The following is a 13,057-nucleotide window of genomic DNA, read 5'->3' as shown; positions in this document are numbered from 1 at the left end:
TAGCTCAGTCGGTAGAGCAGTTGACTTTTAATCAATTGGTCGCTGGTTCGAATCCAGCACGACCCACCATCATTTCAAGAATCCCAGGTCGTTTAGCTCAGCTGGGAGAGCACCTCCCTTACAAGGAGGGGGTCACTGGTTCGATCCCAGTAACGACCACCATATTCGCAAGCGAAGCTGAGATATCAGCTTCAGTTGCAGAGAAAGTCCCCACTCAGATGGGGATTTTTTTTGCCCGAAATTCAGTACTCCAGCTTCTTCTGTTGCCGTTGTGGCGAGCCGAGCACCACCTCTTATAGTGCCACTCTGCCACTCTGCCACTCTGCCACTCTGCCACTCTGCCACTCTGCCACTCTGCCACTCTGCCACTCTGTCATTTCGCACATCCTCTACTCTGCTCTGCCAAGATTGCCAGACTGCACTCCTGTCCATCGTGATGCTGCTTATATGAACGCCTGTAATAAAGTAAACGCCTGCAATAAAAAGGGCAGGCCAAGGCCTGCCCACAAAGATGCGCAAGGTGCTACATGATCCCGCGGATCAGGATACCGCTGATCAGCAGCGGCGCCACCACGCGCCAGCACCAGAGCAGCGCCAGACGCAGGGCGGGTGACAGGCCCGAAGGCAATATGGCGTCACCCAATCGCCAGCCCAGCAGCAGGGTCAGTACCAGACCAAACAGCGGCATCATCAGGTTGGAGGTCAGATAGTCGAGCAGCTCGAAGATGGTCTTGCCAAACAGGGTCAGATCGCTCCATGGGCCGAACGACAGGCTCACCGGAATGCCGGAGGCCATGATGAGCAGAGTCAGTACCCGGCAGGCGCCACGACGCGACCAACCCCACTCCTCGGTGGTGAAGCGCACCAGATGCTCCAGCATGGAGATGGAGGAGGAGAGGGCGGCGACCAGCAGCAGCAGGAAGAAGACCACCCCCAGCCCCTGACCGAGCGGCAGATGACTGAACACGGCCGGCATGGTCATAAAGGTGAGCCCTGGGCCGGCGGCGGGGTCGATGCCGGTGGAGGCCAGTGCCGGGAAGATCATCAGCCCAGCCAGTACCGAGATCAGGCTGGCCAGGGTAACGACCCAGACGCCGGAGCGCACCACGCCGTCGCTATTGGGCAGGTAGGCGCCATAGGTGGTGTGTACCCCGAGCCCGATGGAGAGGGAGAAGAAGGCCAGTCCCAGCGCGTCCAGCACGCTCTGGCCGGTCAGCATGGAGAAGTCCGGCAGCAGCAGTTGGCGTACACCCGCCATGGAGCCCGGCATGGAGAGACCGACCCCCACCAGCAGCAACATCATGATGAAGAGCGCGGGCATCATCCAGCGCAATGCCCGCTCAACCCCTTTCTGAATACCCCCCTGCACGAACCACCAGGTCAGGCCTGCGAAGATCAGATGGGTCAGCACCGGCCACCAGGGGTTGCTGACATAGCCGTTGAACAGGGCGGTGAGGGCGCTTCCCTCGCTCAGGTTGAGCTTGCCAGCCATCGCCAGCGCGGCGTAACCCACGGTCCAGCCACCGACCACGCTGTAGAAGCTGTAGATAAAGAAGCCGCAGGCGATCCCCATATACCCCATCCAGCGCCAGTTCGGCCCCACCAGTTTGCGAAACGCGCCGAGCACCCCGCGCTGGCTATGGCTGCCGAGCAGGGTTTCGCCGACCTGTACCGCTACCCCCAGGGTGAAGCTGAACAGCAGAAACACCAGCAGAAAGGCGCCACCGCCATTGGTGGCGGTCACATAGGGAAACTTCCAGATGGCACCAAGGCCAATCGCTGTGCCTGCTGCGGCCAGCACATGACCGAGACGGGAAGACCACTGAACCTGGCTCATACAACCTCCGGGTAACACGACATCGAAGCAATACTCCTCTGTAGCAATAAACGACAGACCATAAAAAAGGCCGCCTGAGGCGACCTTTGCAATGAACATTCAGAAAAACTGTGCGTGCAAGGTCACCTCTCTTGCGAGCTAAAAAATCGACCAAACAGCACGAGGATGGCAGACATGAGGTGACAACCTGACTAATGAATGAGGAAACAGCCTAAACCATGGAAAGAATAATTGACACATAAAATCAAAAATTTTTTATGTGTGCCGCTGTCACCACTCTGGCTATACGTACAACTCAGTGGGGGAAAACCTCGCCGGGCCGTATCTTTTCTACCTTGTGGCTATTTACTGGGCGATAATCGACGTAGCTTCTTCTGGAACTAGTGACCGCTACATGGCACTGACGGGAACAACGATGAGACAGGATATCGTATGAGATGGATGGTGCTGCCCTGGTTACTGATCAGCCTGAGTGTGTCGGCGCAGCCCGGATTAACCCTGCTGAGTCACGACTTACCCCCCTTTACCGAATACCGCGACGGCAAGCTCGACGGATTTGCCATTCGCCTGATCGATGAGGTGCAGGAGGAGCTTGGCACCCGCTATCCGGTGCGGATTTACCCGCTCAAGCGGGCGCTGGCGCTGGCACGGGTCGAGCCCGGCTATGGACTGTTCGTGGTACAGCGGCTCCCGGAGCGGGAGTCCCATTTCAAATGGGTTGGCCCGCTCTTTATCAATCGGGTCTTTATCTATCAGGCGCCCGATAGTCGCCACCCGCTGACCTCGCTGGCACAGCTGCGGGATCTGCCCAGAGTGGGGGTCGTGCTGGGCAATGCCGATGATGTGCGGCTGAGTCATGAGGGCTACACCAATCTGGTGCGCTACAAGACGGTCGGGGAGGCGATAGAGCGGCTGATGCTGGGCAAGATCGATGCCTTGCCGATGGCGGAGCTGGTGATGGAGGCCACCCTCGACAAGATGGGGTTATCCCGGCGCAGCATCGTCAGCAGTGGCGTGCTGCTCCATCAGGCCGGTCTCTATATCGTCTTCTCCAAGGGAACGGATGATGCCGAGATCACCCGCTGGCAGCATGCCCTGGATGCCGTCAGAGCCGCCCAGGGGCGGGCCGATGAGCCCACCCGCGAAGAGTAACCGTCACACCAGACCGCGAATCAAGATCCCGCCGATCAGCAAGGGGGCAATCCAGCGCCAGCAGTTCATCAGCAGGTGATGCCAGTGGCTGGCAATCCCCTGCGGCAGTGCCTTGCGCCCCAGCTTCCAGCCCAGCAGCAGCGTCAGCATCAGGCCGAACAGCGGCATCATCAGGTTGGAGGTGACAAAGTCCAGCAACTCGAAAATGGTTTTGCCAAACAGGGTGGCGTGTTGCAACGGGCCAAACGACAGGCTGACCGGAACACCGCTAACCATGACGAATCCAGTGATGGCGCTGCAGGCCGTGCGGCGTGACCAGCCCCAGGTCTCGCACAGGAAGCACTGCAAATGCTCCAGCAGGGAGATGGCCGAGGAGAGCGCCGCAAAGACCAGCAGGGCGAAGAAGATCACCTCAAGCACCTGACCGAAGGGCAGCAGCTGAAATACCGCCGGCATGGTCATAAAGGTGAGACCGGGGCCGGAGGCCGGGTCGATACCGGTCGAGGCCAGCACCGGGAAAATCATCAAACCCGCCAGTACCGCTACCATGCTGGCCAGCAGCACCACCCAGAGGCTGGAGCGACCAACCCCTTCGCTGGTCGGCAGATAGGCGCCGTAGGTGGTGTGAATGCCCAGACCGATGGAGAGGGAGAAGAAGGCCAGTCCCATGGCATCGAGCACGCCGGACATCCCCAGCTTGCTGAAGTCGGGCATCAGGAAGTGACGTACTCCCGCCATCGCATTGGGCAGAGTGAGGCCAAAGGCGACCAGCATCAGGATCATCAGGAACAGGGCCGGCATCATCCATCGCAGGGTGCGCTCCACCCCTTTCTGAATGCCGCCTTGCACCACCATCCAGGTGAGGGCGGCAAACAGCAGATGGGTGAGAATGGGCCAGACGTCGCCGCTGACATAGTCATTGAAGCGGGCGGTGAGGGCCGCCGCATCGCCATGGTTGAGCTGGCCTGAGATGGCCATGCCGGTATAACCCAGGGTCCAGCCGCCCACCACGCTGTAGAAGCAGTAGATGAGCAGGGTAGAGATCACCCCCATTACCCCAACCCAGCGCCACTGTTTGCCGAGCAGATCGGAGAAGGCACCCACTACCCCGCGGCGACTCATGCTGCCGAGCAGGGTCTCCCCCATCAGTACCGCCACCCCCAGGGTGAAGCTGAACAGCAGAAAGACCAGCAGGAAGGCGCCGCCGCCGTTGACGGCGGTGACATAGGGGAATTTCCAGATTGCGCCGATACCGACCGCGGAACCCGCTGCGGCGAGGATGTAGCCGAGTCGGGATGACCATTGGGACTGCTTCATAAGAACTCCAATCGAGCGCCCCTGGGCAGGGGCAGAATGGCGCTCATGTTACGGAGGTCACGGCGCAATCACTACGACGGTTATCAGGTGTAAATGCGGTTTATTGGCATGATTGGCTAATTTAATTCTGTTTTTTGCCCAATCCTGCCACCAAATAAAAACCGGAGCGAGATTGCTCCGGTTTGGTCTCTGACAACGGCTCGTCGGCGGACTAGATCACCCCGAGTTCCCGCAGCCGCTCCATCAGGTAGCTGTGGGCAGTATGGCGCTCGGAGAGCACCACATCCGGGCGCGGATGGAGGAACATCGGCAGGGAGATACGCGACTTGGCGGCGCTGCCACCGGTCGGGTTGATGACGCGGTGGGTGGTGGAGGGATAGTAGCCGCGAGAGGCCTCCTGCAGCATGTCGCCGATATTGATGATGAGGGTGCCAAAGTCGCACGGCACGTCCATCCACTCGCCATCGGAACCCTTCACCTGCAGCCCCGGCTCGTTGGCGGCGGGCAGAATGGTGAGCAGGTTGATATCCTCGTGGGCGGCGGCGCGGATGGCGCCCGGCTCCTCGGTGCCATCGAACGGCGGATAGTGCAGCACCCGCAGCAGGGTCTTCTGGCTCTCTTCGATCATCGAGGAGAGGGGGCTGCTGTAGTTGGCGGCGATATCGGCCGGGGTGTACTGCTCGACCCAGCCCAGCAGCTCGGCGGCCAGACCGTTGGCGAGGCGGTAGTACTCCATCGCCTGCTCCTTCAGTTCTTCCGGCATCTGGCCCCAGGGGTAGATGTGGAAGTACTCCTTGATGTCTTTCTGGCTATGGCCCTTGGCCACCTCGGAGACCGACGGCGGGAAGTAGCCATCCTGGGTTTCGCGGTTGAACAGGAAATCCTGCTTCTGCTCGCTCATGAAGAAGCGATACCAGTTGTCGTAGATGGACTGCACCAGCTCTTTCGGGATGGGGTGGTTGGTCAGCACGCCAAAGCCGGTGGTTCGCAGGGATTCGGTGAAGCGTTGGGCCGCATCGGGTGAGCGGTAATCGACGGTCAGGACTTTCATTGTTTTTGTTGCGCGCCAGTTAAAAGATGGGGCAGTTTACCTTGCGCCTGATAACAAGGAAAGCGGGTTGGCCGCCCGTCTGGCACGGCGTTTAATAGTGACAAAAACATCAAATAAACCGCGCCAGACCGCACGGGAGCGCATCCCTTGTTATGGCCTTTTATCCTCTCTAGAATGCCGGTCACTATCTTTTCCGGAGTCTGTTCATGTCCCCCAAAATCCTGTTGCTGACCCTGCCGGTATTGCTGGCGGGATGCAGTGCCCTGTCAGAAGATGAGTGCCGCACCATGAGCTGGTACAACCTGGGTTATCAGGATGGATCGGAAGGCAAAACCCGTCAGGCGACCCGCGATTACGTTTCGTCTTGCAGCGAATATGGCCTCAAAGTGGATGAAGCCGAGTGGAAACGGGGCTACGACAAGGGGCTGGAGCTCTACTGCATTCCCGAGCTGGCTTACAGCAAGGGCAAGGAGGGGCAGGCCTATCTGGGGGTATGCCCCAATGACGCCAGCTTCCTCAAGCAGTATCAGCGTGGCTACGAAGAGTACAAACTGGCTGCCCGCCTGCGGGAGATCAGCGACGAGCTGGAGCGTACCGAGCGTGATATCGATACGCTGGAGCGCAGCATCCGCAACGAAACCAACACGGAACAGCGTGACTATTACCGCGCCAAGCGCGATCGGGCCATTCGCCACTACGAATCCCTGCGCCGGGAGTACAACCGTCTGCGCTATCCGGATCGGGTGATCCAGTTCTCCTTCGGCGGTTAATCCCTCTCTTCATGGCCAGCCCGCGTGCTGGCCATGTTGCATCTTGTCAGCTCAGGGCAGTACCCAGCGCTGTAGCGCCAGTGCGATACCATCTTCGTTGTGGTCGGCCGTGACCCGATGGGCATGGCTCTGGATCTGCGGGGCCGCATTGCCCATGGCCACCGCCAGCCCCACCTGCTCGAACATGCTGATGTCGTTGTTGTTGTCACCAAACGCCACCACCTGATCCATCTCAATCCCTTCGCTGGCGGCCCACTGGGCAAGCCGGTTGCCCTTGCTGCAACCGGGCTGTACCAGCTCCACCGCATAGGGGGCCGCCCAGTCGCGGGTAAAGGGCATCTGCTCGACCACCTCGCCCATAAAGGTGTGCAAGCGCGCCGGATCCTGATTGAACAGCTCCAGTTTCCAGACCGGGTTGTCGAGCCAGCCTGCCAGCTCCTCAACCGGATGGATGGCGATCTTGAGGTGGTCCGGCTGATTGGCCGACCAGTGGCGGATGCGGGTGACATGCTCTTCACAGCCGATGTAGCCGATCCCCTCGCTCAGATGGAACAGGGCGCCCATCTGCTGTGCCTCGACCGCGGCCAGCAGCTCGGTAAGCGGGGCAGCCGCCAGCGGGTCGCCGCTGATGATCCGGTTCTGCACCGGATCATAGAGATAGGCGCCGTTGCTGCAGATGAGGGGGGTGTCGAGGGCCAGCTCGTGGTGGAAGGGACGCGCCGTCATGTAGTGGCGCCCCGTGACCAGCAGCACCTTGATGCCGTGGGCGCGGGCTTGCGCCAGGGCTGCCCGGGTGGCCGACGAGATCTTGTGATCCCGGGTCAGCAGGGTGCCATCCATATCGAGCGCGATGGCCTTGTACTCACTCATAGCTCCTCCAGCATCGAACAAATCCGCAAAGAGCCTTACCGTCCCAGACCCGGCGCCCCGATGCAAGTCTTGCCCGCAGCCGAAGCGCCGAACTGTGATCCCTTCGTGGCTCAGGTGCAGCTGGCCAGCTGTTGACGACGGTCGGCACGGCGGCGCAGCAGATAGAAACCGGCGGCACTGGCAAGGGAGCAGAGGGTGGCGAGATAGAAGGGCCACTCGGTACCGGCCAGCAGCACCAGACTGCCGAGCAGCACCGCCAGGATCTCGCTGCCTACGGCGAGGGCGCGGTAGAGCCCCATCGCCTGCCCCTGTTGCTCCGGGTGACTGCGGTTGGAGATCGCCACCGAGGTGGCCAGCTCCCCCAGACTCATGCCGATACCAGCGGGAACGAAGGTGAGTGCCAGCCCCCACCAGTGCACAGGCAGGATAAAGAGCAGCATGCCGCTCGCCATCACCAGATGGCCGACAATCCCGAGGGAGCTGCCGCGCCAGTGGCGGGCGATGCGGGAGCCGAGCCAGGAGCCCGCCATCATGGGCAGGCTCACCAGCACCGCCGCCTGCGCCAGCTGGGCCGGATCCCAGGCCAGCCGCTCTACCAGCCAGATGTTGAAGTAGGTGAAATAGAGCTGCACGGCGCCATAGCTGATCAGGGTGAGTGCGAAGTAGGGGAGCAGGGCCGGTTGCAGCAACAGCTGGCGGCTGGAGAGAGTCGCGGCCTGAAGGGTGGCCGCCACCGGCGGACGATAGGGGATCAGCCAGTAGACCAGTAGCAGGTTGAGCAGGGTCATTCCTACCGCCAGCCAGGCGGCCAGACTGTAATCCCCCGAGATCACCGCGGCGTAGCCCCCGATCATCGGCCCCACGACCCAGCCCAGATTCATGCCGATGTTGATCCAGGCGAAGCTGCGCGCCTTGTGCTCCTTGCCGGCGAGATCCGCCGCCATCGCCTGCACGATGGCGATGTTGCCGTTGCACAGCCCCTCCACAATCCGGCTGAGCAGCAGCAGGGGGAGGGAGCGCCAGGCGATACCGAGTGCCATCAGGGCATAGCCTGCCAGAACCCCCGCCAGCGAGAGCAACAGCAGTGGCTTGCGGCCATAGCGGTCGGAGAGGCGACCGAGCCAGGGACTGCCCACCAGCTGGAACAGGGGATAGAGCCCCATGATGACCCCCAGCCACACCTTGCGGCTCCAGTCGGAGGCTTCCGGCGTCAGCATCCCCTGCGCCGGATCCAGCAGCAAAGGTGCCAACACCGGGGAGGGGAGACTGAAGCCTGCAACTGCCAGCGTGACCGTCATGACCAGCACCCAGAGGGGATTTTTGTGCCCGTGTTTCTCCATGTTGCACCCATTAAGTAAAGTTATTTGTTTATTTATGCTGATTCATAGATGGGATTAAGTAAAGTGAATTGTTGATTTAATAAAGGGCGCTCCCCATAATGAGATCATGAACGCAAGCACCGACAAGATCCTATTTCTGCTCAAGAGCCATGGCCCGCAGAGCGCCGCCGCGCTGGGGGAGCAGTTGCAGATGACCTCCATGGGCGCCCGTCAGCACCTGCTCACGCTGGAGCAGGAGGGGTGGGTTACATTCAGCGACGAGGCGCGCGGGCGCGGTCGTCCCGTGCGGCTGTGGCAGCTCACCGAGCAGGCCTGGCAGCGCTTCCCCGATAGCCATAGCGACCTGACCGTGCAACTGATCGACAACGTGCGCGAGCTGTTTGGCGAGGAGGGGATGGAGCGGCTGATCCAGCAGCGGGAGCTGCAGATGCTTGCTCGCTATCAGGAGGCGCTGGGGTCCCATGGTCTCTCTGGCCGGCTGGCGGCGCTCAAGGAGCTGCGTACTCGCGAGGGCTACATGGCGGAGATCCGCCGCGAAGAGGATGGCAGCTGGCTGCTGTGGGAGAGCCACTGTCCCATCTGTGCGGCGGCGCGCACCTGCCGCGGTTTCTGTCGCAGCGAACTGGCGCTGTTTCGCCAGCTGCTGGCGCCGGCGAGGGTGGAGCGGGAGCAATATCTGCTGGAGGGGGCGCATCGCTGCCTCTATCGCATCACGCCGCCCGCGCTCTGATTTCGTCAAACGCCCAAAAACAACAAAGCAGGCGCCGGGATGCCTGCTTTGTTGCCTTCGGGGAGGGGGTTCTCTCGTTCCAGCCCGTCGTTTCCCGATAAGGTAAGACGGCTGATGGGGCTCTTGACCCGGTAAGGTCCTTCACCGCAGAGACCCGGTCAGGTATCTGCTTTGCCACCGGAAGATGTAACCATAGTATCCCTCCCGTGCCGGTGAGTGGTTGCAAAGTAACCACTTTTTTCGGTTGTTTTTGCAATAGTTCACCCTTAATCTAGGAAAAGTGGATTAGTCATTGCAACGAGGAAGGGTAGATGCTGAAACTTGATCGCATAGACAGACATATTCTCGAGCTGATGCAGGAGAATGGCCGCATCAGCAATCTGGAACTGGCCGAGCTGGTCGGGCTCTCGCCGTCCCCCTGCTCCCGCCGGGTCAAGGCGCTGGAGGATGCCGGTCTCATCGACACCCACGTTACTCTGCTCAACGCCCGCCAGCTTGGCCTCACCCTCACCGCCTACATTCACATTTCCATGGACAGACACACGCCCGAGCGGTTCGAAAACTTCGATCGCGCCATCAGCGAACTGCCCGAAGTGCTGGAGTGTGATCTCATCACCGGTAATGATGCCGACTACCAGCTCAAGGTGGTGGTGCGCGACATGGAGCACTATCAGCACTTCCTGCTGGACAAGCTGACCCATATTCCGGGGGTGACCGGAGTGCGCTCCAGCTTCGTGCTGCGTCGCATCAAGCACAAGACGGCACTACCGCTCAACCATCTGGGGTGAGCCCGCGCAAGCCGCTTATATAAACAGAAAGAGGAGGCCACTGGCCTCCTCTTTTGCTATTCGCTCTTGGTTATTCGGTAGTGGTTATCGGGTCTGGATTAGCTGTCGCGGTGACGGGGCGACTGCCGCTGTCAGACGCTGACCTGGCTGATGTCTGCCACCTGCAGCAGCCAGCCGCTCTGCTCCTGCAGCGGTTCGCCGCTGACCCGCAGCCGCTCGCCGGTCGGCACCCATTGCCCCTCGGGCAGTGAGACCAGCAGGCTCTCGCTGCCGTTGTCGAACAGCCAGCGATCTTCGCCAAGCGATTCAATCAGATAACCTTCCATCTCCACTCTGGACTCGGCTTGCCAGGATGGCGCAACGGAATCACGGCTCTCGATGAAATCCCCCTGAACACCAAAACTGGCTAGCCCCCACAGAATGGAGAGCCCGACGATGGATGTTTGCATCTTGTCTCTCCTCTTTTGGAACTGTAGGGCCAGTATGGGAACAGAAAACTGAGCGCACCATGAACAAGGTGGCAAAGTGCTGGCGAGATCGCGAAAAAATCCGGCCAATTGGCCGGCAGTGTCATTTTATGGTGTCTAGATCACACTATTTGGCGGCTTCTTCTGCCATCCGTTCCTCTCTTGGCTTATTCGTCCACATGGCTACCCCACGATGATCCCCACAGATCCCCTCTGCCACCACGGCGCGAACCCGGGTGCCATCTTTGCAAATGGCCTGCCAGGCGTCGGCATCATCGATGGCGAGCGAGTTGGGGGGCGGCGTGGTTTGGCAAGCCGTGAGCAGCAGGGCGCACAGGGGGAGCAATTTTTTCATGGCGGACTCCTCGGGGTAATGGGGGACTGAGAGGATGGGGATGACCTCTCCATCCGGGCTTCACTCCCCAGCATCAGTGATAACCGGTTAAGGGGCAAGGGGGGGGACCACTGACGGCCGCAGGTGCCGTGCAGCCGGGGCTTGCCCTGTGCCCTCCTTGGGCCTAAGGTGAGGCCGTTTTATTGCCTGATTGAAGGAGCGTTTTCATGTCCACTCTCTATCCCCGCGTCGGGGTCGGCGTCATCCTGACCAACGCCCAAGGCCAGGTGCTGCTTGGCAAACGCAAAGGGAGCCATGCCCCCTACTGGTCGATCCCGGGTGGTCATCTGGAGTTGGGGGAGAGCTTCGAGTCGGCGGCGATCCGCGAGGTGGCCGAGGAGACGGGACTTGAGATCCACGGGCCCGAGGTGGTGGCGGTGACCAACAATCTGGAGACATGGCGCGAGAGCGGGCTGCACTATATCTCGGTGACGCTGCACGCTAAGGCCGATGGTGAGCCGCAACTGCTGGAGCCGGAGAAGTGCGAAGGCTGGGTCTGGTGCGATCCGCGCGCGTTGCCCGAGCCCCATTTCGACGCCAGCCGTCAGTCCATCGCCTGCTGGCTGGCGGGACGCTGCTATTTGCCGGGTGATATGCCCATGGTGTCGGCCTAATCAGTCTGATTGTCATAAAACGATCATCGCGCTGTCATAATATCCCCTCTCCATCGGGAGAAGAGGGATGAGGGAGAAGAGCGTGGGACAGGTATTTATTCAGTTTTTATGGCTGGGCTGCATCAGCTTTGGTGGTCCGGCCGCTCATATCGGCTATTTCCAGCGCACCTTCGTCCAGCGGCTTGGCTGGCTGACACAGGCCGAATTTGCCCGCTTGCTGGCGCTGTGCCAACTGCTGCCGGGGCCCGCCTCCAGCCAGCTTGGTTTCGCCATCGGTCGTCATCGCGCCGGTCTGGGCGGGGCGCTCTCAGCTTTTCTTGGCTTCACGCTGCCCTCATTTCTGCTGCTACTGGCGGCCGCGATCGGCATCGGCCAGCTGGGCAGCAATCTGTGGCTCGATGCGGCTTTGCACGGCCTCAAGCTGCTGGCGCTTATCGTGGTGGCCGATGCGGTGTTCACCATGAGTCGTCAGTTCTGTGCCACTGGAATGACCCAAGGGATTATGGTGGTGACCGCTGCCGCACTCTGGTGGCAGCCCGGTCTGCTGACTCAACTGTTGATGCTGGCGGGAGCGGCGTTGATCTGCGCCCGCAGCCAGAGCGGGGCGGGTAGTGTGCCAGCCTCCGCCGAGCTACCTTCTGCCGCCAGCAGTCAGCCTCATTGGCCTACCCTGCTGATGTTTGGCATCCTTTTTATCGGTCTGCCGCTGCTCGGTAGCCCGCTTGGCCAGCTGGTTGCCGACTTCTATCGCGCCGGTAGTCTGGTGTTTGGCGGTGGCCATGTGGTGTTGCCGCTACTGCAAGAGAGCGTGGGACACACTCTCAACGAGCAGCAGTTTCTGACCGGTTACAGCCTGGCCCAGTTGGTGCCGGGCCCCATGTTTACCCTTGCCACCTATCTTGGCGCCCAGCTGCAACCCGAAATGCCGCTGATCGGGGCCCTGTTGGCGACCATGGCGCTGTTTGTGCCCGGTTTTCTGCTGCTCTGGGCGGTGGGCCCCTGCTGGCAACAGTGGCTGGCCCGGCCCCGTCTGGCGGGGGCCGTCACCGGAATCAACGCCGCCGTGGTGGGCTTGTTGTTGGCGGCCCTCTATCAGCCGGTGTGGCAGAGTGCGGTGCTGGCGCCGACCGATCTTGCGCTGGCGGCCATCGGCTTTTATCTGCTGCGGGTGTTGAAGTTGCCGGTGCCGGCCATCGCGGCCCTGTTGGTGATGGCTGCTATCCTGCTGGCGTGAAGCCGGTGAAATCCCGATAAAAAAACGGCGCCTCCATAACGGAGGCGCCGTTTTTATTGCAATGGGTAAACCGTTCAGACCTCGGGTTCGAAATCCAGACTCAGGCTGTTGACGCAGTAGCGCTGGCCGGTCTCGGTCGGTCCATCGGGGAAGACGTGACCGAGGTGAGAGCCGCACTGGCGGCAGGTGATCTCCACCCGCTTCATGCCGTGGCTGTTGTCCTCGGTGTACTCCACCGTCCCCTCGATGGCCTTGTCGAACGAGGGCCAGCCGCAGCCGGAGTCAAACTTCGCTCCTGAGTGAAACAGCACGCTCTTGCAGCAGACACAGAGGTAGTCGCCGCTCTTGCGATTGTGGAGCAGGGCGCCGCTGTAGGGGCGCTCGGTGCCCTTCTCCCAGCAGACGTGAAACTGCTCGGCGGTCAGTTTGCTGCGCCACTGTTCCGGATTGTTACTGCTCATACCGACTCCTTGCCATCCATACCGGAGCCCAG

Annotated in this window: 14 protein-coding genes and 1 tRNA gene; 7 read left to right on the top strand and 8 right to left on the bottom strand. The window is 60.9% G+C overall.

Translation table 11 applies throughout. The features are described from left to right. Positions 1-86 precede the first annotated feature (86 nt). A tRNA-Val gene (locus G5332_RS18855) sits at positions 87-162 on the top strand. A 361-nt stretch (positions 163-523) separates the two neighbouring features. On the opposite strand, the gene G5332_RS18850 is transcribed toward G5332_RS18855, so the two are convergent. Further along, a complete protein-coding gene (locus G5332_RS18850; protein WP_416245744.1) occupies positions 524-1,837 on the bottom strand; it encodes a sodium-dependent transporter in 1,314 nt (437 codons plus the stop codon). Between the two features lie 432 nt (positions 1,838-2,269). On the opposite strand from G5332_RS18850, the gene G5332_RS18845 reads away from it, so the two are divergent. Further along, positions 2,270-2,989, top strand: a complete 720-nt coding sequence (locus G5332_RS18845) for a substrate-binding periplasmic protein (RefSeq protein ID WP_421172715.1) — start codon at positions 2,270-2,272, stop codon at positions 2,987-2,989. Positions 2,990-2,992: 3 nt separating this feature from the next. Here the strand turns inward: G5332_RS18845 and G5332_RS18840 are convergent, their stop codons facing one another. Together G5332_RS18840 and G5332_RS18835 are read right to left on the bottom strand one after the other, a co-directional pair. Next, the gene (locus tag G5332_RS18840; RefSeq protein WP_005335722.1) at positions 2,993-4,306 is read right to left on the bottom strand and encodes a sodium-dependent transporter; all 1,314 of its coding nucleotides are present in this window, start codon (positions 4,304-4,306) and stop codon (positions 2,993-2,995) included. Between the two features lie 211 nt (positions 4,307-4,517). Further along, positions 4,518-5,357 carry an isopenicillin N synthase family dioxygenase gene (locus G5332_RS18835; RefSeq protein WP_421249870.1) on the bottom strand — a complete coding sequence of 280 codons (840 nt, stop codon included), beginning with the start codon at positions 5,355-5,357 and terminating at the stop codon, positions 4,518-4,520. Positions 5,358-5,563: 206 nt separating this feature from the next. On the opposite strand from G5332_RS18835, the gene G5332_RS18830 reads away from it, so the two are divergent. After that, on the top strand, positions 5,564-6,127 hold the full coding sequence (locus tag G5332_RS18830; RefSeq protein ID WP_005362971.1) for a DUF2799 domain-containing protein: 564 nt from the start codon (positions 5,564-5,566) through the stop codon (positions 6,125-6,127). A gap of 51 nt (positions 6,128-6,178) precedes the next feature. Here G5332_RS18830 and G5332_RS18825 read toward each other — a convergent pair whose 3' ends face one another. Both G5332_RS18825 and G5332_RS18820 read right to left on the bottom strand, forming a co-directional pair. Further along, a complete protein-coding gene (locus tag G5332_RS18825; protein WP_216979487.1) occupies positions 6,179-6,997 on the bottom strand; it encodes a Cof-type HAD-IIB family hydrolase in 819 nt (272 codons plus the stop codon). A 110-nt stretch (positions 6,998-7,107) separates the two neighbouring features. Then, on the bottom strand, positions 7,108-8,337 hold the full coding sequence (locus G5332_RS18820) for an MFS transporter (protein ID WP_270656552.1): 1,230 nt from the start codon (positions 8,335-8,337) through the stop codon (positions 7,108-7,110). Positions 8,338-8,443: 106 nt separating this feature from the next. Between G5332_RS18820 and G5332_RS18815 the strand changes: the two genes are divergently transcribed. Both G5332_RS18815 and G5332_RS18810 read left to right on the top strand, forming a co-directional pair. Beyond that, positions 8,444-9,067: a helix-turn-helix transcriptional regulator gene (locus tag G5332_RS18815; RefSeq protein ID WP_100645115.1), complete on the top strand. Its 624-nt coding sequence runs from the start codon at positions 8,444-8,446 to the stop codon at positions 9,065-9,067. Between the two features lie 311 nt (positions 9,068-9,378). Beyond that, positions 9,379-9,855, top strand: coding sequence for an Lrp/AsnC family transcriptional regulator (locus G5332_RS18810; protein ID WP_005304871.1), 477 nt, complete (start codon positions 9,379-9,381; stop codon positions 9,853-9,855). A 131-nt stretch (positions 9,856-9,986) separates the two neighbouring features. Here the strand turns inward: G5332_RS18810 and G5332_RS18805 are convergent, their stop codons facing one another. Beyond that, the gene (locus tag G5332_RS18805) at positions 9,987-10,304 is read right to left on the bottom strand and encodes a hypothetical protein (RefSeq protein WP_202005344.1); all 318 of its coding nucleotides are present in this window, start codon (positions 10,302-10,304) and stop codon (positions 9,987-9,989) included. A 145-nt stretch (positions 10,305-10,449) separates the two neighbouring features. Then, positions 10,450-10,677: a hypothetical protein gene (locus G5332_RS18800; RefSeq protein WP_216952052.1), complete on the bottom strand. Its 228-nt coding sequence runs from the start codon at positions 10,675-10,677 to the stop codon at positions 10,450-10,452. A gap of 206 nt (positions 10,678-10,883) precedes the next feature. On the opposite strand from G5332_RS18800, the gene G5332_RS18795 reads away from it, so the two are divergent. Both G5332_RS18795 and chrA read left to right on the top strand, forming a co-directional pair. Beyond that, the gene (locus G5332_RS18795) at positions 10,884-11,330 is read left to right on the top strand and encodes a nucleotide triphosphate diphosphatase NUDT15 (protein ID WP_064339420.1); all 447 of its coding nucleotides are present in this window, start codon (positions 10,884-10,886) and stop codon (positions 11,328-11,330) included. Positions 11,331-11,412: 82 nt separating this feature from the next. Next, positions 11,413-12,564, top strand: coding sequence for a chromate efflux transporter (chrA, locus tag G5332_RS18790; protein ID WP_410489647.1), 1,152 nt, complete (start codon positions 11,413-11,415; stop codon positions 12,562-12,564). A 74-nt stretch (positions 12,565-12,638) separates the two neighbouring features. Here the strand turns inward: chrA and msrB are convergent, their stop codons facing one another. Next, positions 12,639-13,025: a peptide-methionine (R)-S-oxide reductase MsrB gene (gene msrB / locus G5332_RS18785; protein ID WP_042079988.1), complete on the bottom strand. Its 387-nt coding sequence runs from the start codon at positions 13,023-13,025 to the stop codon at positions 12,639-12,641. Positions 13,026-13,057 lie beyond the last annotated feature (32 nt).

Source organism: Aeromonas sp. 603757, assembly GCF_049171255.1.
GTDB classification, from domain to species: Bacteria; Pseudomonadota; Gammaproteobacteria; order Enterobacterales; family Aeromonadaceae; genus Aeromonas; species Aeromonas veronii_A.
This window is presented reverse-complemented; position numbering and strand designations above follow the sequence as displayed.

Bases quoted from the DNA above. Each gene is read 5' to 3' on its own strand.
- G5332_RS18840 (WP_005335722.1), bottom strand. From the start codon at position 4,306: ATGAAGCAGTCCCAATGGTCATCCCGACTCGGCTACATCCTCGCCGCA.
- G5332_RS18850 (WP_416245744.1), bottom strand. From the start codon at position 1,837: ATGAGCCAGGTTCAGTGGTCTTCCCGTCTCGGTCATGTGCTGGCCGCA.
- G5332_RS18795 (WP_064339420.1), top strand. From the start codon at position 10,884: ATGTCCACTCTCTATCCCCGCGTCGGGGTCGGCGTCATCCTGACCAAC.
- G5332_RS18810 (WP_005304871.1), top strand. From the start codon at position 9,379: ATGCTGAAACTTGATCGCATAGACAGACATATTCTCGAGCTGATGCAG.
- G5332_RS18830 (WP_005362971.1), top strand. From the start codon at position 5,564: ATGTCCCCCAAAATCCTGTTGCTGACCCTGCCGGTATTGCTGGCGGGA.
- G5332_RS18835 (WP_421249870.1), bottom strand. From the start codon at position 5,357: ATGAAAGTCCTGACCGTCGATTACCGCTCACCCGATGCGGCCCAACGC.
- G5332_RS18815 (WP_100645115.1), top strand. From the start codon at position 8,444: ATGAACGCAAGCACCGACAAGATCCTATTTCTGCTCAAGAGCCATGGC.
- G5332_RS18800 (WP_216952052.1), bottom strand. From the start codon at position 10,677: ATGAAAAAATTGCTCCCCCTGTGCGCCCTGCTGCTCACGGCTTGCCAA.
- G5332_RS18845 (WP_421172715.1), top strand. From the start codon at position 2,270: ATGAGATGGATGGTGCTGCCCTGGTTACTGATCAGCCTGAGTGTGTCG.
- G5332_RS18825 (WP_216979487.1), bottom strand. From the start codon at position 6,997: ATGAGTGAGTACAAGGCCATCGCGCTCGATATGGATGGCACCCTGCTG.
- msrB (WP_042079988.1), bottom strand. From the start codon at position 13,025: ATGAGCAGTAACAATCCGGAACAGTGGCGCAGCAAACTGACCGCCGAG.
- G5332_RS18805 (WP_202005344.1), bottom strand. From the start codon at position 10,304: ATGCAAACATCCATCGTCGGGCTCTCCATTCTGTGGGGGCTAGCCAGT.
- G5332_RS18820 (WP_270656552.1), bottom strand. From the start codon at position 8,337: ATGGAGAAACACGGGCACAAAAATCCCCTCTGGGTGCTGGTCATGACG.